Source organism: Streptomyces sp. PR69, assembly GCF_026420845.1.
Taxonomy (GTDB): Bacteria; Actinomycetota; Actinomycetes; order Streptomycetales; family Streptomycetaceae; genus Streptomyces.
The window spans coordinates 102,517-125,842 of record NZ_JAOWCB010000016.1 but is presented as its reverse complement, the minus strand read 5'-3'; the positions used below and the strand labels follow the sequence as shown (position 1 = coordinate 125,842).

Sequence of the window (23,326 nt, the reverse complement as noted above, 5' to 3'; positions counted from 1 at the left end):
CGGCGCTGAGGTTGTGAGTGCCCGGTCGGCTGACATGTTCGGGTGGTCCGGTCACTGCCGAGGCCGCCGCTTTTGAACAGGCCGATCGTCGCAGGCCGGACGGCGGGCGAGGAGCTGCGCGTGGATCTGTTGCGCGCGCCGTGGACCGAGGTGCAGATCGGTGCGCAGCCGCCAGACGCTCACCGGTCTGCTGGTCGCGGCACGAGCGGCCTCATCCAGCGCGATGGCACGGTGCCACACGCCGCCGTCTGCCGCCCCCTGAACGGGCGCTGCGGCGTCGGGGCAGGGGGTTGGCTGTCGGGCGGGCTGTCGCGCGTTCAGGGGCGTTCTGATGGGCGGACGGTAGCGGGGCCGTCCGCTAACACGGGCCCCGGCGCGGAGTTGGGCACGGCTTCCGGGACGCCGCCGCGATCGGTCTCGTGTGCCGCCCCGATCGAGCTCTTGCCCTGTCGATCGGCCTTGGCGGGCTGACTTGAGCTCAACGAGCTCGTGCCGATCGGTGGGATCGGCCCGGTCGAGGAGGTCGGTGACGGTTCTTCGGTACGCGGCGATCGTCTCCGTTAGGGCGATCAGCAGTAGAGCGGGGGTCAGATGGAGGAGTACCGCTGCGGGATCGGCCTTGCGTGGCCAGCCGATCTGTCCGTCGGGCCACAGGCTCTCCCAGGTGTTCATCAGGGCGGCGGTGAAGCCGGCGCCCCAGCGCAGGGTGGTGGACCAGCCGGGCGGGCGGATGCCCCAGGAGGCGAGGCGAGCGTCGACGTAGATGACGCCGGCGAGGGCGGTACCGATCATTGGGTCGAGGAGGACCGCGATGGGCAGGGGGACGTCGCGGGTGGTGGCGAAGCGGGTGACGTTGACGGTCGTGAACACCAGCGCGAGGAGTCCGACGGCGCACAGCACCCAGGTCATGGTCCGCAGCAGGTTGATGGCCTCGCGGGCCGCGGGCGGCTTCACCGAGGGCCTCCCCTTGCTGCGGGGCGGGTGGTGCCCTGGAACGTGGCGAGGTGGGTATTCGCTGCTCCTTCGCGGACGACCTTTCCGGGGCGTGGTGCGTCTACGGCGCGGCCGTTGCCGGTGTAGAGGGAGACGTGGGTGATGTTGCGTGGGCTGGGGCCGAAGAACAGCAGGTCTCCTGGTGCGAGGGGCACGCCGCGCGGTACGCGGGGGCCGGCGTCGTACTGGGCCTGGGCGACGCGGGGGATGCTGATTCCGGCGGCTCTGTAGGCGGCTTGGGTGAGGCCGGAGCAGTCGAAGCCGCCTTCGGCCGGTCCGTCGCCGCCCCACACGTACGGAGTGCCGATCTGGGCGCGGGCGAAGGCGACGGCCTTGCCGGCGGCGGTGCCCGGTTCGGGCGCGGAGGCGGCGTACTTCGCGGCGATGGTCAGGACGTGGTCGACGTAGGCGTTGCTGTGGTTGTAGTGCCAGATCGCGCGACGCAGGTCGCGTCCGTTCCTGGCCCCGTTCGCGCACAGGAGGCGGGCGGCGGCGTGGACGGCGTCGACCGGGTCCCACGGGGTGGGTGGGTTCTTGCCGCCGGGCGGTACGGGATGGGCGTACTGCTTGAAGGTGGAGGGCAGGAACTGCATTGGCCCGACCGCGCCTGCCGAGGAGATCATGGTGGGGTGTCGGGCGTGGTCGGTCTCGACTTTGCCGATCGCGGCCAGCACCGTCCATGACAGGCCTGGGCACTCGGGTGCCGCGCGCTGGTAGAGGGCCAGCATGTACGGGGGGATGTCGGCGACCGCGTGCTTGCTCGGAGCTGCGGCCGTACTGCTGCCGCCGGGGAACAGGCTGCCGAGGGCGGAGGCGACGGCGACCGCGCCGAGCAGTGGCAGGGCCACGACCGTGCAACCGACACCGGCGGTCGCCTTGGTGGACAGGGAGCTCATGCGTCTGCGCGGGTGGCGGGAGGCAGCGGCGGTACGGGAAGGGTCAGTGCCGTGTCGGCGTCCGTCGGCTCCAGGTCCGCCGGTGCGAGGTGGTGCCAGAGGGCGGCGAGGCGGGTGAGGGTGGTGCGGCGGGTGTCGCCCGGTTGGAGCGGGCTCCACCACGGGCCCCAGGGGTCGGTGGTGGTGAAGTCGGCGGAGGCGGTGGCGACGTGCAGGCCCAGTTCGCGTACGGGGCCGGCGAGGCGTCGGCGGATCGCCTGGTCGCGGGACTGTGTGCGGGTGTGGATCAGGAGGGCGGGGCGGGTGCCGGTGGTGGAGCCGAAGGCGGCGTAGCCGGTGAGCTTGGCCTCAACGCGGGCGAGGGGCTGGCTGCCGGTGTCGTACTCCAGGAAGAACGGCAGGACGCGGTCATCGTCCTGCCAGTGGGCGTAGGCGTCGGGGCGGACGATGTCGCCCCAGCGGCGGGCGCAGGACTTCTCCGACAGCCACACCGTCAGCCCGCTTCCCGGTGTGGTGCGGGCGCGCGCGGCGAGGTGGACGAGGAGGTCGTTGACGCCCAGGTCGTGGCCGAGGGAGGGGGAGTAGGCGATGCGGCCGGTGTGGCTGGGGCGCCAGCCCAGGTCGGCGAGGTCACAGCTCACGTGCGCGGCCAGGACGGCCGCTCCGGCGGGGCCGAGGGTGTAGTGCTCGGGCGCGGAGCCGGTCTGCGTCAGGGGCCGGAAGGAATCGACGACCGTGTGTTGGTGGAGGGTGCGAAGGCGTCGCTGTGTGGAGCGGAGTGAGGTGTAGGCGAGGGCGGCGATCTGGTGCGTGGTCAGGACGCGGTGTTCGTGCAGCATGCGGGTGAGCCACTGGTCGCGGGTGGTGAGCAGACGGGCGAGGACGGCCACGTCGGTGTGCCGGGCCGGGCGGAAGCGGCTGGTCGCGGCACGGGCCGTGTAGCGCGAGCCGGGGCCGGAGGCGGGACGGGGGAGAGCGGGCATGGCGGATCACCACCAGACATGAGTGGAGGGGCAGCAGGTGTCAGGGGCGGGTGGAGGGGCGTGGTCCGGTACGGCCGGCGGCGGCTTGCCGGAGGTCCTTGGCACGCCCGGGCACGGGGGGCGGGAGCGGGCGGGTGGTGAGGGCGAAGGCGGTGGATTCCGCGCCGCCGGTCAGCAGGTGGGCGGCGGCCTGGTAGGGGCCGAGGTGTGCGAGGTCGTGTGCGGCCAGGGTGGGCAGGGTGTGGCGCTCGAGGGCGGCCGCGTCTTCGGGGGAGGCGTTGAAGAAGATCTTGTTGCGGGCGTTGGCGGAGATGCCTTCGCGTAGGTCGCGGGGGAGCTGGGCGAGGTGCTGGTGGGCCAGGAGTATCGAAAGGCGGTAGCCGCGGGCCTCGGCGAGCATGTCCTCCAACGGGTACGGCAGGGTCAGGAAGTTGTGCGCCTCGTCGATGCTGAGCGTGGCGTCGATCCGGGCCTGCTCGGGAGTACGGGCTCGGGCGGCTGCGGCCTGCCAGGTGCCGGCGACGATGAACGAGCCGAGGAGGCGGGCGGTCTCTTCACCGAGCGCCCCTTTGGGGAGGCGGCACAGCAGGATGCCGCCGTCGAGGATCTGGCCGAGGTCGAAGGTGGAGGGGCCTGCGGCGATAGCGCGGCGGGCGAAGTCGCGCAGGAGGAAGGCACGCAGCTTGTTCATCACCGGGCCGACCACGGCCGCCCGGGATGGCTCGGACATGGACTCGTACCAGGCCCAGAAGCCCTTGAGGACTGGGTCTTTGAGGGCGGGGATGATGCGTAGACGGTAGGCGCTCTCGCCGAGGAGGCGGGGGACGTCTGCGAGGGTGACGAGCTGGTGGGTGCGCTCGCGGTGCTTGAGGAGGGTCAGGCAGGCCGCGCGCATGAGGTCGTCGGTCCGCGGTCCCCAGAAGGCGGTGAAGATCCGGCGGAAGATGCCGGTGATGTTGTCGACGACGACGTCGATGTCGGCGCCGTCCAGCACGTTCAGGCATGGCGGCGTGTGCGGGTCGTCGGGGTCGATGAGGACGAGCCGGTCGGCGCAGGTGTCGGGGAGGCGGTCCAGGAGGTCGGTGACAAGGTCGCCTTTGGGATCGATGACGATGACGCCGCGGTGGTTGCGCACGTCGTCCAGGGCGAGGTTCGCGATCAGCGTGGACTTGCCCGAACCGGTCGCACCCATGACGTGCAGGTGGTGACGCGCGTCGGCGACCGCGACACCGACACCTCGGCGCGCGCCGACGCCCGAGCGGCCAAGCGGCTTGACGCCCGCGCCAGGAGTTGGTTCGGGGACGGAGGGCGGCGGCAGGACGGAGCGCGCGCCGGCCCGCTGTAGACCTGGAGCGTCCGCCTCGAAGGGGAGGTGGGCGAGCGCGGCGAGCTCCGGCACCGACAGCAGCATGGACCGGGTCGGGAAGCGTCGGTCGTTCATCGGCTGCTGCGGCTGTCGAAGACGCGCACGGGCCAGGTAGTTGCGGTCGGCGTACAGGCCGAACGCGGAGGCGAGCGCGTGTGCTCGGCCACGCACGATGTCGTCGGCACGCTCGGTATGAGCGGAGCATGCCGCCGCGTAGGTGACGGTGCACTGCCATTGGGGACCGGAGAGTTTCGTGGCGGCCTGCCGTACGGCGGCGGAGTGCTCGGGGTCCTGCTTGCCGGTCGCGACAGGTTGGGCGCGGTGGAGGAGGAGGGCGGCCAATGCGGGGAGCCGCGCGGGGGAGTGTCCGGCCTTCAGCCGCCTGGCCTGACGGCGGGCCCGCCGCAGCGCGCCGCCGGTTGCGGGACGGGCCAGGATCTGAACGCACGCGGATTCGTCGTCGCCCATGCCTGCCGCTGCCTGCAGCAGCGCGCGCAGGGGGTCGGTCGCGTGGTCGGTCCGCAGGGGCAGGACGTCCGGGCGCGCGAGGCGCAGCCGTCCGCCGGTGACCGTGTCGCTCCCGGTGGGGAGGAGGGCGGTGGTCTCGGTGAGGCGGGTGTGGGCGCCGGGCCAGGCCGCCTCCACAGCGCGACGCACGAGCCCGAACGGCACGGTGCCCGGCACCCACATGCGGATACACAGCCCGGTGTGTGACCAGACGTATTCGAAGGCGAGGTGCGGCTGGCCCGTGGTGGCGCGGCGCCACCACGGGCGGAGAAGGCCGGTGAGCTGCGCCCACAGCACCTCACCGCCCCGAGGCGCGACAGTCGGCGGCGCGAGGATCTCCACGCAACGAGCGTCCTTGGCCAGGTACTGCTGCTGGCGGAGCCGGAGGCGCCGTGTGAGAACGAACCCACCGGCGCTGGCGAGTACTGCACCGGGTGCCAGTACGGGGGTCCGGGCAGTGAGCCAGCCCAGGCCCGTGCCGCCGATCGACGTCCAGAATCCAGCCGGGTCGGTGAGAAGGTCGACCAGGATGGAGCCCGCCTGCCCTGTCACGACTCCCAGCTCCCGCCATCGACTGGTTCGTCGATGTAGAGGCCGTCGGGGGCCAAGCCGTCGTCCGCCGATTGGGCGGCGAGTTCACCAGGGTCTGTGGTGATCACTTCGTGTTCGCCGGGAGCGGCGACGCTGATGAGCGCGACTTTGTGGCGGCGGTCCCCGGTCAGGAGCAGCGCCTCGCCTCGGCCGGCGGAGAGCAGGAACTCCCTCTCCCCGTGGCAGAGGTGGAAGTTGTCGCTGATCGCGTCGATGGCCTGGGGCGCCTGGCGGAGCAGGATCTGCGTGGCGGCGTTGGAGACGATGGCCCTCCCGAGCGGCTGGGCGAGCAGGTCGTCGTCGTCCTGCGTGACCACGGCCAGGCCCGTCCAGTACTTGCGGGCGGACTTGGCCATGCGGAACAGGAAGGCGGCACCGGCTCCCTCGTGCATCAGCCGCCACGCCTCGTCCACGACCACCAGATGTCGGCCAGGGTTCGCGCGGTGGAGGACCTGCCGCCAGACGGCATCCAGAGCGAGGAGCATCGCTGGGGCCTTCACCTCCTCCGGGAGCTGGCGTAGGGCGAACACCACCAGGTGTCCGGTCGTCGAGACGGTGCTCGGCCCGTTGAACAGGCGGGCGTGCGATCCGGTGGTGAACGGGGCGAGACGATCCGCGAGACCGCCTGCCGTCTCGCCCTGCTCCTCGCTCAGAACGGTCACGAGGTCGGCGAGGGTGGGCGGGGTGCGCTGCCAGGTCCGCGGGTCCGTGGTGAGACCTGCCCGGTCGTAGGTGGCCAGGAGCGCCCGGTCCAGCAGCGCCTTCTCCGCAGCGGTCAGCTCCGTGCCCAAGAGGACGGAGAGGAAGGTATGCAGGAACAGCACCCGGCGGGTCAGCGCGTCCCCTTCGACGTCCCCGGTGGGCAGGTCGAAGGGGTTGACGCGTACGCCGTCCGCGCCGAGCGCGACGACCTGGCCGCCGACAGTCTCGGCCAGCCGCACGTACTCGTCCTCCGGATCGATCACCGAGGCGGTGACCCCGGTGAACAGCAGCCTGAGCAGTTCGAGCTTGGTCAGGTACGATTTGCCGGCCCCGGAGCGGGCCAAAGTGATGGAGTTGTAGTTGTCCTGCGCGAATCGGTCCCACAGGACCGGCGCGCCCGAGACCGCGTTCAGCCCGTACAGCACTCCGGTCGCTGTCCCCTCGTCGTTGGTGGGCAGGGGCAGCTCGGGGCTCGTGAAGGGGAAGCAGGCCGCGAGCGCGGCGGTGTCGAACGTGCGGCGGATCTTGAGGGTGTCGATGCCGAGCGGCAGGGTGGCCAGCCAGCCGGGTAGCGCCCGGTATGTGGTGGGGGCCACGGTCATGAGCAGGGACTCGGCGATCGCGCGTACGGCGGCCGCTTCCTCGGCGAGGGCCTCTTCGTCCGGAGCGTGCACCGTCATGTACAGCGCGACATGGAAGAGCTTCCCTTCCCCTCGGGCGATGCGATAGGCGAGCTCGGCGGCGTCCGCGGCGGCGGCTTCGACGTCCGGGTCGTCCAGGTGGCCCTTGTCGAAGCCGGCCCGGCGCCCGGACTCCAGGCGGGCCCGCTGCCTCTTCAACCCTGCGGCAGCCACCGGGTTGGGGACGGGCTCGATGTGCAGGGCGATGTCCAGGTGGCCGGGGTAGTTCAGCAGTGGTGCGAGCCAGCCCGGGGTGACCTCGGCTGGGTAGCCGGTGACGACGAGGGTGGTGGCTACGTGGGCGCCGATCGCCACGGTGCGGGCGTGTACGTCGATCGCCTCCGGCCCGGCCACCTCCAGCAGCCGAGCACCATCAATGGTCTGGCACTCCCCAGAGGTACAGCGAGTACGGTTGCGCGGGCTCATGCGTGGTCCCCTTCCGGTCCGGTGGTGGGGGCGGGTGTGTCGGGGTTGCACGCGGCGGTGACCAGGTCGGCGCACTGTTCGCCGTCCATGGGCGTAACGGTGACCTCGGCGGCAGCCAGGGCACGCGCCGCCTCGTGAACACGCTGGAGGGCCCGTCCCCCTCCTGCGTCGCTCCGAGGCCGACGGCCGAAGCTCTCCTCACGGGCCACCAGCACGATCTGCCGGCCGAGCATGTTGTCGGCCCGGGCGAGGTCGGTCAGGAAGTCCGCGTGAGCCCGAGCCGCCCGCTCCAGCGCCGGGTGCGGTAGCGCGGCCGCACCGTGGTGCAGGTCATGGGCGAGCGGGGACAGGTCGACGCGATGGCAGCGCACCAGGACCTGGGTCGGCCCGGTCAGGGAGTTCAACCACCTCGCGAACGCAGCCGTAAGCCCCTGCTGCTCCGAGGCGGAGCGGAGCTCGAAGTTGACTGTGGAGCACGTCGCCAGCGCGGCACGCCCCGCACGACCCAGGTCGAGCACGCCGTCAGTCGTGGCGCCCTCGTACGGCATGTCCATCGCGGCGGGCGGCTGTCTGGCTGCCTCCGTCCAGCGGCCGGGAACGACGCCGGGCAGCGGAGGCACCCCCTCGGGAGCGTACACCTGCCGCTTCGGGCTGCGGGCGTGGACGAGCGCGGAGAGCACGAAGTGGTCCAGGCCGATCCCTTCCCGTCGGCCGAGCGCGAGCGCGGCCACCGCCCCGGCGACAGGGATCACCAGCACCACGTACGCCAGCGGCTCGATGAACGGGCGAACCAGCCAGTACGCGCCGTACAGGACGAGTGCCGCGCTGGCGAGGATCAGGGCCTGCCGGACGGTGAATGGGCCGAACACGCGGTCCGGTCGGGAGATATCCGCGGGGATGCGGGTGCCCTGCAGGGAGTCCGGGGCGTCGTCGGACGGGTTCATGGACGGTGCCTCCGGGGCGGTTCGAGGGGGAGCCGCAGCTGCATCGGACGCGGCGGACGCCTGCGCACACGGGCGGCGGGCACCGGCAGGGCCAGCTGGCGTGCACGCGGCACCGGCGCGGAAGCGGGAGCCGAAGGAGCTGAGGCGGTCGGCCGGGCTGGGGTCGGGGGAGGTGCGGCGGCGATGCGTTGGACGCTGATGGGCAGCCACATCTGAGTCGACCGTGCGGGACGCGTCGGAGCGCGCTTGGCCGGCACCGGGAGGGATAGTTGCCTCGTACGCCGTGCCTGGGCGGGATGGATCACAGAGCGAGGACCTCCAGGTGTCCGTGCAGCCGGAGCGGGGCCTTGGGATGGACGTCGAGCCACCCGTGCGCGCGACGGCCTCGACGCGCCAGTCGGACCCACATCGGGGTACGCAGTCGGTGCCGTGTTCGCGGCCATCGTCGAGTTTCCAGACCCCCTGCCGCCGGGGATCGACCAGCGCGCTGCTGGTGAGCGCAGGTGCGTACGAGCGGGCCCCAGAATCGCGCGGCTTCGGCTGAACAGTGCCCGAGCCCGGCTACGCACGCTTACTCCAGGCCCTGGCCCACCCGCCGGAACCGGCGCGGGAGGCCGACCGCCACCAGGCCGTCCACCTTGGCTGCCTCCTGGTCGGCCCCCACCGCCGGGCCTGCCTCGGCTGCCTGCTGGCCGCCCTCCGCCGCTCGGCGGTCCACCTGGGCGCAGGCCAGGGCCGCCACGAATACCACCACCGCCTCCGCCGCCGCTTCGCCCGGTGGGGTGGCGTCGCAGCGTACTCACACCAGGCACGTACCGGTTCATGAGCTGGTAGAGCGCCAGGTGCTTGAGCACCCGGACCGAGGCCGGAGCGTGCGGCTGGTGGGCCGGAGTGCCGCGCAGGACCACCTGAAGCGTCCACCCGGGGATCTTGAACAGCACCCAGAACAGGGCAAGCCCGGCGAGCATCGTGCCGAGCTGGTCCGACTTGGGGATGCCGAGCGTCGTTGCGCCAGGCGCGAAGAACAACTTCAGCGCGAGGATGAAGGTCATCGACTGCGCGACCTGGATCGCCAGACAACCACCCAGGGCCCGCCACCACAGCCGAGCGACCGGGTCGGTCAACGGGTGGGCGTGACACGCCAGCATGAGGGGAGCGCCCACGGCGAGCAGCGCCATCACGGCGACGCGGACCAGGAAGCCGACGAGGACGGCCAGGACGAGCGCGATCATGAGGATCGCGAGGATCAACAGGTAGATCTTCAGCCCGGCCGTGCCGAAGAGGGCGAAGGGCAGGACGCGCTCGACCATGCCCTTGCCGGCGTCGGTCATGTCGGTGGCCATGATCGCGTGGGCGAGGGCGTTGGCGAGGCTGATCGCCTTGCCCATCACGGTCAGGGAGGTCGCCGACGCGATCATCCCGAGCAGGAGGCGGGGCGCGACCTGCTGGAGTGTGTAGCGGGTCTGGAACGTCTCGTACCCCATGATGGTGATCCCGCCGGCGGTGACGAACACCACGTAGATGCCTGCGGTGATGCCGAGTATGGCGGTCCACAGTCTCCTGACGTCGGCGTGCTGGGTGACGTCGGGTGTCGCCAGGAGGGTGTCGGCGAGGAACTCGCGGACCGGCTTCATGATCTGCTCGATGAGCATGCCGAGGAACGAGGTGATCGCGTTCACGATCATCCCCGGGATATCGAAGAGGTCCCCGAAGCCGAAGCCACCACCGCTCTCCTGGCACCCCTCCTCCGTCGTCTCGCACGCCTGCGGCATCGGACCGGGCGCCGGCTCGGGGGACGGCGGGCGTGTCGGGCCGGGTGTGGGGCGGCCCGGCGTTGGCGGTAGCCCCGGTGTGGGGGAGGGCCGCGCATCAGGGCCAGGGGACGGGGCAGGTGCGGGGCCGGGGGCAGGCTGCGGTTCGGGCCTGGGCCAATCCGGAGCCGCAGGAGCCAAGGGAGCAGCTGCCGCGACGTGGACAGCAGCGGCCGGCGCGCAGAGCGCTACCAGGGCAGGAATCAGCAGCACAGCCAGAAGCAGAGGGACGCGGAAGAGGCGTCGGACGACGTTCATCGCCCGCCACCAGCACCGCCGCCATTGCCCCCGCCCCCACCCGGGACCTCCGCTCCGACAATGCCCTGCAGCACGGTGACGAGCACCGGGGCGAGGATCGCCAGCCCGTAGCCGATCGCCGCGGCCTTCAAGGCGCGCTTCGACGCCTCGACCTCTCCAGGATCGCCGCCGGCCATCAGGTAGCGCAGGCCGCCGAAGGTCATGAACAGCGTCGCGGCCCCGGCGAGGATGCCGACGATCCAGTTCCGGAGATTCGTGATCACCGTCGGGATGTCCGCGACCGCCCAGACCAGTGGCGCCTCCGCCAGCGTGACGGACAAGGCGCCAACAACGGTGACCATGAGCCGTCCTACCTGACGCCCAGCAGCCCGACGGGCGCGCGGCCGGATGGAGCGGTGAAGTTCTGAAGGCACAGTGGATGTCCCTTCCAGGAGGGCAGCGACAAGGACGGTGTGCCGCGCGCGACAGGAAATCGGGCTGTCGGCCGACGGGGTGAGCACGCGGCCCTCGTCCCCGGGCGCGGTCCTCCTTCGGGGCGCGAACGGGAGCAGGGTGCTCGGGTGTCAGCACGAGACGGACGTGCTCACCCCGCACGAGGCGGCGTTCCGCTCCGGGGCATCGGCCGCGGCCCCGGATCAGAACAGGCAGCGTGGGCCTCAGCCCGACTGGCCGCCGTCACTGTGAATAGAGATGTCTGTGGCAGAAATTGACACACCGCCACTGAGGATCCCCCGGTCGGACCACCTACAGGTCCCGAAGATGGCGCCGCAGATGGTCGGCCAGGCGCTGCTCGGCGGCGTGACGGTAGCGGTAGAGCTGACGCGCACTCACCCCGCGCTCGATGGCGAGACGACTCATCGGTTCCCCGTCCAGACGCGTACGGGCGATCAGCCGCGCCTCAGCCACGTCGACCACACGAGCCACGACTGCACGGTCCAGCAAGCCCAGCTCGTCCACCGACCCGCCGCACTCCAGGTGCGGCATGGAGCACAAGCGGTTCAAGTGGGCTGCTGTGTGACCGGTCTCGCGGGCGGTACGGCGGCGGGCGGCGTACACCAGGCGGTGCACAGCCCGGTCGGCCGCTGCGAACAGCTCCCGGTCCAGCCGACCCGTGCCCGCGTCCACACTGCGCAGGGTCACGGCGACGGCGGCCAGGGCCTCCTGCTCGACCTCGGCGCGCTCCAAGTGGGCCGGCCGGGCCAGCCGAGCCAGCATCCGCCGCAGAACCGGAACGGTCATGGCGACGGCCACCATGTCCCACGGCTCACCCAGGGTCTGTGCGCGGTGGACGAGCTCACGCCAGGTCTGCTCGCGCAGCTCGGCGCGGGTGGAGGGGTGGGCGAGGTGAGTGCGGACTCGGTCGACCGGCCACGCGGCCCGGTCGGGCTCGTTGCACACCAGGTGCGCGGGGAACGTGAGTGGTTCTGCCCGGCGGGCCAGGGCGAGGAACACCTGCTCCAGCTCCCCGAGCGGGGAGCGAAGGTCGCTGTGAGGCCGGGCCGAGTCGGTTCGGTGGGCTTGGTGACGGTGGTGCATGACGCATCTCCCGTGACGACGTGGACAGCTTCCGCCGACACCCCTCCCAGGCCGCCGCGTCACCACCAGCCCACCCACACACCATCCCCGCGTCACCCGCGGCCCAGTGGTCCGGCATGTGCGATGGCCCGACCTTGGCCCTCGCCCGATGTCCTGGAGCGACGCCCTCGATGGAAGCTGGCGAATCGAACACAGAAAATCTTCGCTTCGATCCGGACCCCCGCTGTTCGGCCGGGAGCGGTGGCTCGGTGCTGGCCCGCCGGTGGCTCGTGACTGGCTCGCAGACGATATGACCTGCGCAAATGCCATGGACGCTGCCTAAGACCCGCGCACGCACCTGGTGGCGGGGAACGAACTCTTGGCGGATCGAACACGCTCTGGGCGATGGCAAAGACGAGTTGACGAATCCCTATTACTTCACGTCAGCACGAGCACGATCCGCCCCTCGCTCCCGAGCGCCGCTCACCCCATGCCGAACTCCAGCACCCCCCGCGCCCGTACGTCCCGCCCGCTGCCGGCGACCGTCTGCTTCCCCGACCCGGACGAGCCCAACGTCGCGCCCATCCCTGGCGCGGTGCTGCCCGCCTGGGCGATCGACAAGATCCGCACCGAGTTCGTCGGACGCCCCGCCCACCGGCCCGCCCCACTGCTCAAGATCGCGATCCCGGACACGGCCCCCGGCATGGACGCCCGCATCCCGACCACCCCCTTCACCACCGCGGGCGACGACGAGGAGGGCGCGTCGAAGAGGCCGTCCATGCTCCTCGCCGAACTCCACCCCGACACCCTCCCCGCCCCCACCGACGACCTGCCGGTCGACGGAAGCACGACGCCCGGCGCGATCGAAGACGGCTGGCCCGGATTCTTCCACCGCGCCCACCGCCTCCTCCCCGAAGGCGGCTTCCTCCTCCTGGCCACCCGCCAGCGCCGCGACGGAGGACGCCTCACCGAACCGCTCGGCACCCTGATCGCCGCAGCCCGCACTGCTGGCTTCCGCTACCTCCAGCACACCGTCGTCGTCTACGGCCACCCCGTCGGCGACCGCCTGGTTCCCGTCCTCCCCGAGGACGCCTCCATCGGCGTCGCGCACTGCGACTTGATCGCCCTCTCCGCGATCCGCGACGCATAGACCACAACCCAGGAGACAGCCGCCATGCCCTCTCCTCTGTCGGTGTGGAACACCGCCCCAACCTCCGCCCCCGCGCAGCGCAAGGGCCGCTACGTGCCCGGCTCGGCCGCCCACCCCGCCAAGATGCTCCCGCAGATCGCCGCCCACGCCGTCGCCACCTACACCCGCCCAGGCGGCCTCGTCCTCGACCCCATGTGCGGCATCGGCACCACCCTCGTCGAAGCCATCCACCTCGGCCGCAGCGCCCTCGGTGTCGAGTACGAACAGCAGTGGGCCGACATCGCCCGCCGCAACGCCGCCGCAGCCGCCACCCGCGAAGGTGGCGGAGCAACCGGAACCGTGCGGTGCGGCGACGCCCGCCGACTCACCGACCTGATCCCCACCGCGCTCCACGGCGAGGTGGACCTCGTGGTCACCTCACCGCCGTACGGCAGCTCCGTACACGGACAGGTCCGCTCCACCCGCGAGACCGGCGAGCGGGGCGTGGTCAAGAAGGACTACCGCTACAGCCACGACCCCTCCAACCTCGCCCACGTCTCCACCGACCGGCTCCTGGAAGCCTTCACCAAGATCCTCCAGCAGTGCCGCATCATGCTCCGTCCCGGTGGCACCGCCGTCGTCACCACCCGGCCCTGGCGAGAACGCGGCGAACTCATCGACCTGCCCTCCGCCGTCCTCGCCGCCGGACAAGCCGCCGGCCTGGTCCCCGCGGAACGCTGCGTCGCCCTCCTCGCCGGCATCCGCGACAGCCGCCTCATCGCGCGGCCCTCGTTCTTCCAGATGAAGAACGTGCGCGACGCCCGCCGCCAAGGCATCCCCCTATCCGTCGTCCAACACGAAGACGTCCTCGTCTTCACCCGCCCAGACAGGCTCACCCCGCCTGCCCGGCCCACGTGCGCACGTCGAGCGACACGGGGGCCGGCGCAGGGCACGACGTTCCGGTCCCGCACCTGCGCAGGGGACAGGTCGCATGACTGCCGCTGAGCCCCTCGTCGGCAGCCTCCTCTCGGGGATCGGCGGCCTCGACCTCGGCGTGCGGCGAGCGCTCCGCGCCGATGTCGCCTGGCACGTCGAGAACGATCCCCACGCTGCCAAGATCCTCACCCGCCACTGGCCGCGCACTCCGAACCTGTGCGACATCACCACAGTCGACTGGTCCACGGTCGACCCCGTGTGCGTCCTCACCGCCGGCTTCCCCTGCCAGGACCTCTCCGTCGCCGGACCCCGCACCGGCCTGGCCTCCGGCACACGCTCAGCCCTCTGGCGCCACGTCACCGACGCCATCCGCACCCTCAGCCCCTGCCTGGTGGTGATCGAGAATGTCCGCGGCCTGCTCTCCACCCCAGCCGGAACCCACACACTTCGCCACCTGGAACCCTGCGCACGGTGCATGGGAGACCCATCCGATCCACCCCGTATGCGGGCACTGGGCGTGCTACTCGCGGACCTGGCCGACCTCGGGTACGACGCGAGCTGGACATACCTACGCGCCTCTGACATTGGCGCCCCGCACCGCCGTGAACGCGTCTTCCTCACCGCCTGGCCGGCAGCCGCGCACGGTTCAGCCGCCACTGCTGAAGACCCCGACGGCGAACCTCGGCACCAACGGTGGCTCCCAGCCCCCGAACCGCCGCAGGGCCCGGGGACACGGCCCCACCCTCGCCGCCGAGATCGAACACCTCCTGCCTACGCCCACCGCCAGCGATGGCGCCAAGGGTTTACCGAACCAGAAGCACGGCAACGGCAGCCGTACCCTCGCATCGACAGCGGCGGCCCTGGCTGCTTCGGAGCCACCGACCGGGGCGAACCCGGAACGGGAGACCGCCCGGCTGCGGGCCCCCGATGGTCCGGCTGTCGGCAGCAGAGGTATCGCCCCCCTAACAGATGTCGACTGCTTGCTGCCCACTCCGACTTCGTCGGACGGGGGAGCGGCGGCGCTGGCATCACCCCGAAGCGCAAAGGCGGAATGAATTTGAGGACCGCGGTCACTCACCTGCCCAATGGTGGGGCCCCTACCTGCCCGCCATCTACCGATGGGAGTGCGTGACCGGACGTCCCGCACCCATGGCCACCGCATCCGGCACCCGCCGACTGTCCCCCGGCTTCGTCGAGTGGATGATGGGGCTCCCCGCAGGCTGGGTCACCGGCACCGAGGGCCTCTCCCGCGCGACCCAGCTCCGCCTCCTCGGCAACAGCGTCGTACCCGCACAGACCGAAGAGGCTATCCGTCTCTTGCTCTCGCATCGAGCCACCACTCATCTCTCCGCACCGCAACCTCCTGGTTCATGCCAGGGAGGCGAGTGATGATGCACCCTTCACCGCCCGACGATCACGCTCAAGATCGCGGCCTTGACGACGTCGCCGAGTCGGAGCGTCCATGGTCGACGACCGTCCGCGCCACCCCCCAGCCGCCCTGTTCAGCCGAGGGGCCGCGGTTGGTCGTGGAATACGTCGTCGTCCGTGGCGAGGACGCTCACGCGCTGGCCCGACGCCAGGGCGCCGCGATCCGCGAGGTGCTGGAGTGGCTGTGCGCCCGTCACAATGCCCCGCCGGGACGTGGCCAGGCTTGAGTCTCCGAGCCCAGTCCATGGGAGAGGCACAACCATGCCCGGCACCTCATCCAACGCCCCGCCTTGGGCGCCCCCAGTACCTGGCCGCCCATGGTCCCCAGACGGCATTCCGGACGCCACAGCGCTCCCGGTAACCGTCCCGGTGGCATGGCTCGGCCGAACCTCCACCGAAGACGCCCAGGACCCCACGCTCTCCCTGCCCCGGCAGCTCCGCAATGCCCGAGCCGCGTTGCCGCCGGGCTGGGTGATCGTGGCGCACTTCTACGACGTCGAGTCCGGCCGCAAGGAGCTGCGCGAGCGCGGCAAGTCCCAGGCACACCAGCAGTTCAACATTCCGATCCCTCGCGACGGTAGCGTTGCCGATCTTCTGACGGAGGCCCAGCGTCCGGATCGTCGCTTCGCGGCCGTCATCTGCGAGTCCATCGAGCGCGTCGCCCGCCGCACCTACTTCGGCACGAAGATCGAGTACGAGCTGGAACAGGCCGGAGTGGCCCTGTGTGCCGCCGATGAGCCGATCATCACCGGCCCGAGGGCGAAGCGCGCCACACCCACGCTCACCCGCCGCGTCAAGCAGGCTGTGTCCGAGTGGTATGTGCTGCAGATGCTGGAGCTGTCCTGGGACGGTTTCATCGAGCACGTCTCCCAGGGCTGGAATGTCGGCAAGCCCCCGTACGGCTACCTCGCAGAGAAAGTCCCCCATCCCGTCCCTGCACGCCGAGCCGAGGGCCGTACCAAGCACCGCCTTGTCCCCGACCCGCAGCGAGCACCGGCGGTGACCCGCATCTTCCAGCTCCGAGGACTGGACAAGCTCGGATACGACGCGATCGCCGACCGCCTCAACCTGGATCTCGTCGCCTACCCGCCGCCGGAACCGACCCGTCCGGAGATGGCTCTCGGTCGCTGGAGCGGGTCCGCCGTACGCGAGATCCTGCGCAACCCCAAGTACACCGGCTACCAGGTCTGGAACCGGCGCTCGACGAAGAAGGGCGGCCGGAACAACGATCCGAAGGACTGGGTGTGGTCCCCGCAGCCCACCCACGAGCCGCTCGTGACAAAAGAGCTCTTCGACACTGTGTCCGCCATGGGCAAGAGCCGCCAAGGCTCGCGGAGCACGGACGCGCCCAACACGCACCCGGCCACCAAGCGCTCCTACGTACTCCGGTCGTACGTCACCTGCGACATCTGCGATCGCCGCATGTTCGGCAAGGCCCGTCACCAGATCTCGTACTACGCCTGCCAGCCCGATCCGAACGAACATCGCGATCGGCCGTGGTTCCCCGACCATCCCAAGAGTCTGTGGATCCGCGAAGAGACCTTGATCAACGCCATCTCCCGCTTCTTCGCTACCCGGATCCTCGGCCCCGACCGACACAGCTATCTCAGCGCCGCGCTCGAAGCCGCACAGCCCGGGGACGACACCGGAGCCCGCGTCGCCCAGGAGCGCGCCGCCCTGGAACAGGCCATCAGCGCCATCAGCCAGCGCCAAGCCCGCCTCATCCGCACGCTCGCCGACGGCACGGGGCACGACGAGCAGGACGCCGTCTTCGATCCGGAGCAGGAGAAAGGAGTTCCGCGACGCCGTCCGCCAGGAACACGCGACACTGGGCGCACAACGCAAAGCCCTTGCCGAGCAGTTGGCTCAACTCAAGGCCCTGCCGGCCACCGACGACGCCGTCGACCCCTCAGCCCTGCTGGACGCCCTCCCGCACCTCGACGTCGACCTCTCTCTCGTCCCGGAGAAGATCCAGCGCCGCCTCTACGCCGCCTTCGGTCTGGAGGTCCGCTACAGCCGCCCCCGCGAAGAGATCACCCTCCGGGTGACGATCCCGGGGCACATGGTGGACGGACTGGTGTCCGTCACCCGTGAGCTGGAGCCGTGGAACAAAAAATCGGGTTCCCGCACCGAGGTGCTGGAACCCGATCATGGCACTCGGGGCGGACGATCCCGGCAAAGCCGACGCGTCCGTTCCCATCTTTCGAGTGCCCCCGGCAGGATTCGAACCTGCGCACACGGCTCCGGAGGCCGTTGCTCTATCCCCTGAGCTACGGGGGCGTGCGCTGCGCTTCTGCGCGGCGACGGGTAGAACACTACCAGCTCCGGGAGGGTGGCTGTGAACAGGTATTTCCGGTGGGACGGAGGGGGTGCGGGGTAGGCCCGCGGGGGTGGAAGTGGGGAAAACCCGGACGCAGGGCGCCCCGGAGACCTACTCTCGAGTTGTGTCAGGCGCGTCCGGGCGGGTGCTCGTTGTCGACGACAACCGGGTCATTCGGCAGCTGATCAGGGTCAACCTCGAGCTGGAGGGCTTCGAGGTCGTGACCGCGGCCGATGGTGCCGAGTGCCTGGAGGTGGTGCATCAGGTGCGGCCGGATGTGGTCACGCTGGATGTGGTGATGCCCCGGCTCGACGGGCTGCGGACCGCGGCGCGGCTCAGGGATGATCCGCGGACCAGGCGGCTGCCCTTGGCGATCATCAGTGCCTGTACGCAGTACGAGGTGGAGACCGGGCTTGTCGCCGGGGTGGACGCGTTTCTTGCGAAACCGTTTGAGCCGGCCGAGTTGGTGCGGATAGTGCGGCAGTTGGCGCACCGGGAGGGTCCGCCGTCCGTCGACGACAGGCATGGGGCCGGGCGGGCGGGGAGCGCCCGGGGCTGACCGCATTGCGAAACCAGTTCGCGTTTGACCCCCCTGCCTCCCATACGCTTGTCCCGTGACCCCCGCTGAGCTCTCCCGTACCGTCCTGCACGCCGTGCGCCGGGCGGTCGACGAGGGTGCCCTGCAGGTGGCCGTTCCCGACAGCGTCAAGATCGAGGCCTCCCGTCCCGGCGGCCGCGGCGACTATGCCTCGGGGGTCGCCCTCCGGCTGGCCGGCCCTGCGGGGAAGGAGCCGCGTGAGGTGGCGGAGGTGCTGCGGTCACGGCTGGGGGGCAGTCCCGGTATCGAGGCCGTGCACATCACCGGCGGCGGGTTCCTCAATTTCACCCTGGGCGGCGGCACCCTTCCCGAGCTGCTGCGGCGCGTCCGCGCGCAAGGAGCGCGGTACGGGTACGGCGACGCCCTCTCCGGGCAGCCCGTCGTCCTCCGAGACGAGCCGGAGCTGCGTGCCCGCGTGATGGCGGAGACCCTGGTGAACCTGCTCCGCAGCCAGGGCGCCCGCGCCGAGATCCGCGATGGCGGGGAGGCCGTCCGCATCCGGGGCGTGGAGGATCAGGATCTGCTGGAGCGGCTCGGCGAGGACGCGGGGCGCTGGGCGCTCCTCCGGGCCGCCCCCGGTGATCCGCCCCGGCCGGGGAACGTGCTCGTTCAGACGGAAGCCAGTGGGCTGTTCCGGGTGCGGTACGCGGCCTCCCGCGCCCGCGCCCTCACCCGCGGCGCCGCTCAGCTGGGGTTTGCCAGCCGGTACGAGGCGTACGAAGAGGACGCCCGCTGCGCGGACGCCGGCCGCGGCATCCGCGACTACCCCGCCGTCCTCGCCTCCGCCGCCCGCCTCCGTTCCCCCGACCGGCTCGCCCGCCATCTCGAAGCGCTCGCCGACGCCCTGCTCGCGTTCCAGCACACCGTGCTGCCCCGCGGCGACGAGAAACCCTCGGCCGCCCACCGCTCCCGGCTCGCCCTCGCCGAAGCCGCCGGGACGGTGCTGGCCGGCGGCCTCGGACTCCTCGGCCTCAGCGCACCCGAATACGTGTAACAGCCGTATGCAACGGCGGTAAGAGAGAGACAGATGAGCCGATCCGCGCACCCCGCCGGGCCCCGTCACGCCGACGTCCTTCCCGAAGGGCACTACACCGCCCCGCCCGCCGACCTCAACGCCCTCGACGCGAAGGTCTGGTCCCGGACCGCGCGGCGCGGTGAGGACGGCGTCGTCACCGTCGGCGGGATGGAAGTGACCCGGCTCGCCGAGGAGTTCGGCACGCCCGCGTACTTCCTCGACGAGGCCGACTTCCGGGCCCGCTGCCGGGCCTGGGCGGACGCCTTCGGGCCGGACGCCGATGTGTTCTACGCGGGCAAGGCGTTTCTGTCGCGCGCCGTCGTGCGCTGGCTCACCGAGGAGGGGCTCAACCTCGACGTCTGCTCCGGCGGGGAGCTCGCCACCGCCCTGGACGCCGGGATGCCCGCCGAGCGGATCGCCTTCCACGGCAACAACAAGTCGCAGGAGGAGATCGAGCGGGCCGTGAGCGCCGGCGTCGGGCGCATCGTCCTCGACTCCTTCCAGGAGATCGTCCGCGTCGCGCATATCGCCCAGGAGCAGGGCAAGCGGCAGCGTGTGCAGATCCGCGTCACCGTCGGCGTCGAAGCGCACACCCACGAGTTCATCGCCACCGCCCACGAGGACCAGAAGTTCGGGATCGCCCTCGCGGACGGGCAGGCCGCCGAGGCCGTGCGGCGGGCGCTGAAGCTGGACGGCCTGGAGCTCATCGGCATCCACTCGCACATCGGGTCGCAGATCTTCGACATGGCGGGATTCGAGGTGTCCGCCCGCCGGGTGGTGCAGCTGCTCGCGCGGGTACGGGACGAGCACGGCGTCGAGCTGCCCGAGATCGACCTGGGCGGCGGCCTCGGCATCGCGTACACCTCCGACGACGACCCCAAGGAGCCGCACGACATCGCCAAGGCGCTGCGCGAGATCGTCGCCCGGGAGTGCGAGGCCGCGAAGCTGCGCACCCCGCGCATCTCCGTCGAGCCGGGGCGGGCCATCGTCGGGCCCTCCGCGTTCACGCTCTACCGCGTCGGCACGGTCAAGCCGCTGCCGGGCCTTAGGACGTATGTGAGCGTCGACGGCGGCATGTCGGACAACATCCGCACCGCCCTGTACGACGCGGAGTACAGCGTCTCCCTGGTCTCCCGTGCGTCCGACGCCGCGCCCATGCTCAGCCGGGTCGTCGGCAAGCACTGTGAGAGTGGCGACATCGTGGTCAAGGACGCGTTCCTGCCGGCCGACGTGGCGCCGGGCGATCTGCTCGCCGTGCCCGCGACCGGCGCGTACTGCCGCTCCATGGCCAGCAACTACAACCACGCTCTGCGCCCGCCCGTCGTCGCCGTCAAGGACGGCCGGGCGCGTGTCATCGTGCGGCGCGAGACCGAGGACGATCTGCTCCGTCTCGACGTCGGATGATGAAATAGATGTCTCGCGATCTGGACCGAGGATAGAAACTCTCATCCAGTGCGTGAGACTGGATCGCATTCATGCTTGAAGTGAGAAACGAGGTCGGATGATGCGTACGCGTCCGCTGAAGGTGGCGCTGCTGGGCTGTGGAGTGGTCGGCTCAGAGGTGGCGCGCATCATGACGACGCACGCCGACGACCTCGCCGCGCGCATCGGCGCCCCGGTGGAGCTCGCCGGGGTGGCCGTGCGCCGCCCCTCCAAGGTGCGGGAGGGCATCGACCCGGCGCTGATCACCACCGATGCGACCGCCCTGGTCAAACGCGGCGACCTCGACGTCGTCGTGGAGGTCATCGGCGGCATCGAGCCGGCCCGTACGCTCGTCACCACCGCCTTCGAGCACGGCGCGTCCGTCGTCTCCGCCAACAAGGCCCTGCTCGCCGAGGACGGCGCGACGCTGTACGCCGCGGCCGAGCAGCACGGCCGCGACCTGTACTTCGAGGCCGCGGTCGCCGGCGCCATCCCGCTGATCAGGCCGCTGCGCGAGTCCCTGGCCGGAGACAAGGTCAACCGGGTCCTCGGCATCGTCAACGGCACCACCAACTTCATCCTGGACCGGATGGACTCCTCCGGCGCCGGATACTCGGAGGCGCTCGACGAGGCCACCGCCCTGGGGTACGCCGAGGCCGACCCGACCGCCGACGTCGAGGGCTTTGACGCCGCCGCCAAGGCCGCCATCCTCGCCGGGATCGCCTTCCACACCCGCGTACGCCTCGACGACGTCTACCGCGAGGGGCTGACCGAGGTCACCGCGGCCGACATGGCCTCCGCCCGCCGCATGGGCTGTACCGTCAAGCTGCTCGCCATCTGCGAGCGGGCCGCCGACGGACGGTCGGTGACCGCCCGTGTCCACCCCGCGATGATCCCGCTCAGCCACCCGCTCGCCTCCGTGCGCGAGGCGTACAACGCGGTCTTCGTCGAGGCGGAGGCGGCCGGACAGCTGATGTTCTACGGCCCCGGGGCCGGCGGCGCGCCGACCGCCTCGGCCGTCCTGGGCGACCTGGTCGCCGTCTGCCGCAACCGGCTGGCCGAGTCGACCGGGCCCGGCGAGTCCGCGTACACCCAGCTGCCCGTGAGCCCCATGGGCGAGGTCGTCACGCGCTACCACATCAGCCTGGACGTGGCCGACAAGCCCGGCGTGCTCGCGCAGGTCGCCACGGTCTTCGCCGAGCACGGAGTGTCCATCGACACTGTTCGGCAGCAGGGCAAGGACGGCGAGGCGTCTCTCGTCGTCGTCACCCACCGCGCGCCCGACGCCGCCCTCTCCGGGACCGTCGAGGCGCTGCGCAAGCTCGACACCGTACGCGGTGTCGCCAGCATCATGCGGGTTGAAGGAGAGTAAACACCCATGAGCACCCACCAGTGGCGCGGCATCATCGAGGAGTACCGGGACCGGCTCCCGGTCACGGACACCACGCCGGTCGTCACGCTCCGTGAGGGTGGCACACCGCTCGTGCCGGCGCAGGTCATCTCCGAGCGCACGGGCTGCGAGGTGCACCTCAAGGTCGAGGGCGCCAACCCCACCGGGTCTTTCAAGGACCGCGGCATGACGATGGCGATCACCCGCGCGAAGGAGGAGGGTGCGAAGGCGGTCATCTGCGCCTCCACCGGCAATACGTCCGCCTCCGCCGCCGCGTACGCCGTGCGGGCGGGCATGGTCTGCGCCGTCCTCGTCCCGCAGGGCAAGATCGCGCTCGGCAAGATGGGGCAGGCGCTCGTGCACGGCGCCCGCATCCTCCAGGTCGACGGAAACTTCGACGACTGTCTCGATCTCGCCCGTGGATTGTCCGACAACTACCCGGTCGCGCTGGTCAATTCGGTCAATCCGGTCCGTATCGAGGGGCAGAAGACCGCGGCGTTTGAAATCGTCGACGCGCTCGGCGACGCTCCCGACATCCATGTGCTGCCCGTCGGCAACGCCGGCAACATCACCGCGTACTGGAAGGGCTACACGGAGTACGCGGCCGACAAGTCCGCGACCCACGCCCCCCGGATGTGGGGCTTCCAGGCCGCCGGCTCCGCGCCCCTCGTGCGCGGCGAGGTGGTCAAGGACCCGTCGACCATCGCCACCGCCATCCGCATCGGCAATCCGGCCTCCTGGGAGTACGCGCTCGCGGCCCGGGACGAGTCGGGCGGCTTCATCGACGAGGTGACGGACCGCGAGATCCTGCGGGCCTACCGGCTGTTGGCCGCACAGGAGGGCGTCTTCGTGGAGCCCGCCTCCGCCGCCTCGGTCGCCGGTCTGCTCAAGGCCGCCGAGCAGGGCAAGGTGGACCCGGGGCAGCGCATCGTCTGCACCGTGACCGGGAACGGCCTCAAGGACCCGGACTGGGCGGTCGCGGGTGCGCCGCAGCCTGTCACGGTTCCGGTGGACGCCGCCACGGCCGCGCAACACCTCGGCCTGATCTGATCGGTCGGAGAGTTTCCGGGAGCTGTTTTTGGCTCGAAAGGGACTGGAAATGACCTGGAACCGGTCCCTCGAAGACTGGCAACCCGGACAACGGCGTACGTAGGGGCACAGCAGGCTCGCGACACGCATCGTGCGCCTCCTGTGCGCCCTATGTCGCCGCAGAACCTTCCTTCGATAGGCTGTAGCGAGGCCACCCCGCCGCATATGCCGCGGCGATGCCGTCGTTGCCGCCGTTGTCGTCGTCCGGGCCTCGTCCGTCGCAGGCCCTGCCGTCACGACGGGCCGCGGGTGTTGGCACTCCCTCCCTCTCGCAGTCGCCGTCACGCAGAAGTCATCAGAAGACCGTAGAAGTACGCAGCAGCACGC

Annotated in this window: 18 protein-coding genes and 1 tRNA gene; 9 read left to right on the top strand and 10 right to left on the bottom strand. The window is 71.1% G+C overall.

Annotation, left to right across the window (positions count from 1 at the left end; genetic code table 11):
* Positions 1-51: 51 nt before the first annotated feature.
* The 9 genes from OF819_RS17755 to OF819_RS17715 form a co-directional block, all read right to left on the bottom strand.
* Positions 52-954 (bottom strand): extensin, encoded by a 903-nt coding sequence (locus tag OF819_RS17755; protein WP_267244536.1) that lies wholly within the window; start codon positions 952-954, stop codon positions 52-54.
* Positions 951-1,889: an NlpC/P60 family protein gene (locus OF819_RS17750; protein ID WP_267244535.1), complete on the bottom strand. Its 939-nt coding sequence runs from the start codon at positions 1,887-1,889 to the stop codon at positions 951-953. The genes OF819_RS17755 and OF819_RS17750 overlap by 4 nt, the downstream gene beginning before the upstream one ends.
* A complete protein-coding gene (locus OF819_RS17745) occupies positions 1,886-2,872 on the bottom strand; it encodes a replication-relaxation family protein (RefSeq protein WP_267244534.1) in 987 nt (328 codons plus the stop codon). Before OF819_RS17745 ends, OF819_RS17750 begins: the two co-directional genes overlap by 4 nt.
* Before the next feature lie 40 nt (positions 2,873-2,912).
* Positions 2,913-5,297 carry a helicase HerA domain-containing protein gene (locus OF819_RS17740; RefSeq protein WP_267244533.1) on the bottom strand — a complete coding sequence of 795 codons (2,385 nt, stop codon included), beginning with the start codon at positions 5,295-5,297 and terminating at the stop codon, positions 2,913-2,915.
* Complete coding sequence (locus OF819_RS17735; RefSeq protein WP_267244532.1) at positions 5,294-7,144, bottom strand: VirB4 family type IV secretion system protein; 1,851 nt, start codon at positions 7,142-7,144, stop codon at positions 5,294-5,296. Before OF819_RS17735 ends, OF819_RS17740 begins: the two co-directional genes overlap by 4 nt.
* A complete protein-coding gene (locus OF819_RS17730) occupies positions 7,141-8,088 on the bottom strand; it encodes a PrgI family protein (RefSeq protein WP_267244531.1) in 948 nt (315 codons plus the stop codon). Before OF819_RS17730 ends, OF819_RS17735 begins: the two co-directional genes overlap by 4 nt.
* Complete coding sequence (locus OF819_RS17725) at positions 8,085-9,860, bottom strand: hypothetical protein (protein ID WP_267244530.1); 1,776 nt, start codon at positions 9,858-9,860, stop codon at positions 8,085-8,087. The genes OF819_RS17730 and OF819_RS17725 overlap by 4 nt, the downstream gene beginning before the upstream one ends.
* 293 nt (positions 9,861-10,153) lie before the next feature.
* A complete protein-coding gene (locus OF819_RS17720; protein ID WP_267244529.1) occupies positions 10,154-10,498 on the bottom strand; it encodes a pilin in 345 nt (114 codons plus the stop codon).
* A 403-nt stretch (positions 10,499-10,901) separates the two neighbouring features.
* Complete coding sequence (locus OF819_RS17715) at positions 10,902-11,693, bottom strand: hypothetical protein (RefSeq protein WP_267244528.1); 792 nt, start codon at positions 11,691-11,693, stop codon at positions 10,902-10,904.
* A gap of 469 nt (positions 11,694-12,162) precedes the next feature.
* Here OF819_RS17715 and OF819_RS17710 point away from each other — a divergent pair, with 469 nt between their 5' ends.
* The 4 genes from OF819_RS17710 (at position 12,163) to OF819_RS17700 (ending at position 17,259) form a co-directional block, all read left to right on the top strand.
* Positions 12,163-12,822 (top strand): hypothetical protein, encoded by a 660-nt coding sequence (locus tag OF819_RS17710; protein WP_267244527.1) that lies wholly within the window; start codon positions 12,163-12,165, stop codon positions 12,820-12,822.
* A gap of 24 nt (positions 12,823-12,846) precedes the next feature.
* Positions 12,847-13,806, top strand: coding sequence for a TRM11 family SAM-dependent methyltransferase (locus OF819_RS17705; protein WP_267244526.1), 960 nt, complete (start codon positions 12,847-12,849; stop codon positions 13,804-13,806).
* Positions 13,793-14,869, top strand: a complete 1,077-nt coding sequence (locus OF819_RS29260; RefSeq protein WP_416370561.1) for a DNA cytosine methyltransferase — start codon at positions 13,793-13,795, stop codon at positions 14,867-14,869. Before OF819_RS17705 ends, OF819_RS29260 begins: the two co-directional genes overlap by 14 nt.
* Positions 14,870-15,534: 665 nt before the next feature.
* Positions 15,535-17,259, top strand: coding sequence for a recombinase family protein (locus OF819_RS17700; RefSeq protein ID WP_267244525.1), 1,725 nt, complete (start codon positions 15,535-15,537; stop codon positions 17,257-17,259).
* Between the two features lie 114 nt (positions 17,260-17,373).
* On the opposite strand, the gene OF819_RS17695 is transcribed toward OF819_RS17700, so the two are convergent.
* Positions 17,374-17,445 (bottom strand) — tRNA-Arg (locus tag OF819_RS17695).
* A 116-nt stretch (positions 17,446-17,561) separates the two neighbouring features.
* Here OF819_RS17695 and OF819_RS17690 point away from each other — a divergent pair.
* The 5 genes from OF819_RS17690 to thrC all read left to right on the top strand — a co-directional run bounded on the left by OF819_RS17690 (position 17,562) and on the right by thrC (position 22,960).
* On the top strand, positions 17,562-18,044 hold the full coding sequence (locus OF819_RS17690; protein WP_267244551.1) for a response regulator: 483 nt from the start codon (positions 17,562-17,564) through the stop codon (positions 18,042-18,044).
* 55 nt (positions 18,045-18,099) lie between these two features.
* On the top strand, positions 18,100-19,077 hold the full coding sequence (nrtL, locus tag OF819_RS17685) for an ArgS-related anticodon-binding protein NrtL (protein WP_267244524.1): 978 nt from the start codon (positions 18,100-18,102) through the stop codon (positions 19,075-19,077).
* A 33-nt stretch (positions 19,078-19,110) separates the two neighbouring features.
* Complete coding sequence (gene lysA / locus OF819_RS17680) at positions 19,111-20,502, top strand: diaminopimelate decarboxylase (protein ID WP_267244523.1); 1,392 nt, start codon at positions 19,111-19,113, stop codon at positions 20,500-20,502.
* 100 nt (positions 20,503-20,602) lie between these two features.
* Complete coding sequence (locus tag OF819_RS17675; RefSeq protein ID WP_267244550.1) at positions 20,603-21,892, top strand: homoserine dehydrogenase; 1,290 nt, start codon at positions 20,603-20,605, stop codon at positions 21,890-21,892.
* A gap of 6 nt (positions 21,893-21,898) precedes the next feature.
* Complete coding sequence (gene thrC, locus OF819_RS17670; RefSeq protein WP_267244522.1) at positions 21,899-22,960, top strand: threonine synthase; 1,062 nt, start codon at positions 21,899-21,901, stop codon at positions 22,958-22,960.
* Positions 22,961-23,326 lie beyond the last annotated feature (366 nt).

Excerpts from the sequence above, each read along its gene's own strand:
- OF819_RS17750 (WP_267244535.1), bottom strand. The coding sequence starts at position 1,889 with ATGAGCTCCCTGTCCACCAAGGCGACCGCCGGTGTCGGTTGCACGGTC.
- OF819_RS17745 (WP_267244534.1), bottom strand. The coding sequence starts at position 2,872 with ATGCCCGCTCTCCCCCGTCCCGCCTCCGGCCCCGGCTCGCGCTACACG.
- OF819_RS17735 (WP_267244532.1), bottom strand. The coding sequence starts at position 7,144 with ATGAGCCCGCGCAACCGTACTCGCTGTACCTCTGGGGAGTGCCAGACC.
- OF819_RS17730 (WP_267244531.1), bottom strand. The coding sequence starts at position 8,088 with ATGAACCCGTCCGACGACGCCCCGGACTCCCTGCAGGGCACCCGCATC.
- OF819_RS17725 (WP_267244530.1), bottom strand. The coding sequence starts at position 9,860 with ATGCCGCAGGCGTGCGAGACGACGGAGGAGGGGTGCCAGGAGAGCGGT.
- OF819_RS17720 (WP_267244529.1), bottom strand. The coding sequence starts at position 10,498 with ATGGTCACCGTTGTTGGCGCCTTGTCCGTCACGCTGGCGGAGGCGCCA.
- OF819_RS17715 (WP_267244528.1), bottom strand. The coding sequence starts at position 11,693 with ATGCACCACCGTCACCAAGCCCACCGAACCGACTCGGCCCGGCCTCAC.
- OF819_RS17710 (WP_267244527.1), top strand. The coding sequence starts at position 12,163 with ATGCCGAACTCCAGCACCCCCCGCGCCCGTACGTCCCGCCCGCTGCCG.
- OF819_RS17705 (WP_267244526.1), top strand. The coding sequence starts at position 12,847 with ATGCCCTCTCCTCTGTCGGTGTGGAACACCGCCCCAACCTCCGCCCCC.
- OF819_RS29260 (WP_416370561.1), top strand. The coding sequence starts at position 13,793 with ATGACTGCCGCTGAGCCCCTCGTCGGCAGCCTCCTCTCGGGGATCGGC.
- lysA (WP_267244523.1), top strand. The coding sequence starts at position 19,111 with ATGAGCCGATCCGCGCACCCCGCCGGGCCCCGTCACGCCGACGTCCTT.
- OF819_RS17675 (WP_267244550.1), top strand. The coding sequence starts at position 20,603 with ATGCGTACGCGTCCGCTGAAGGTGGCGCTGCTGGGCTGTGGAGTGGTC.
- thrC (WP_267244522.1), top strand. The coding sequence starts at position 21,899 with ATGAGCACCCACCAGTGGCGCGGCATCATCGAGGAGTACCGGGACCGG.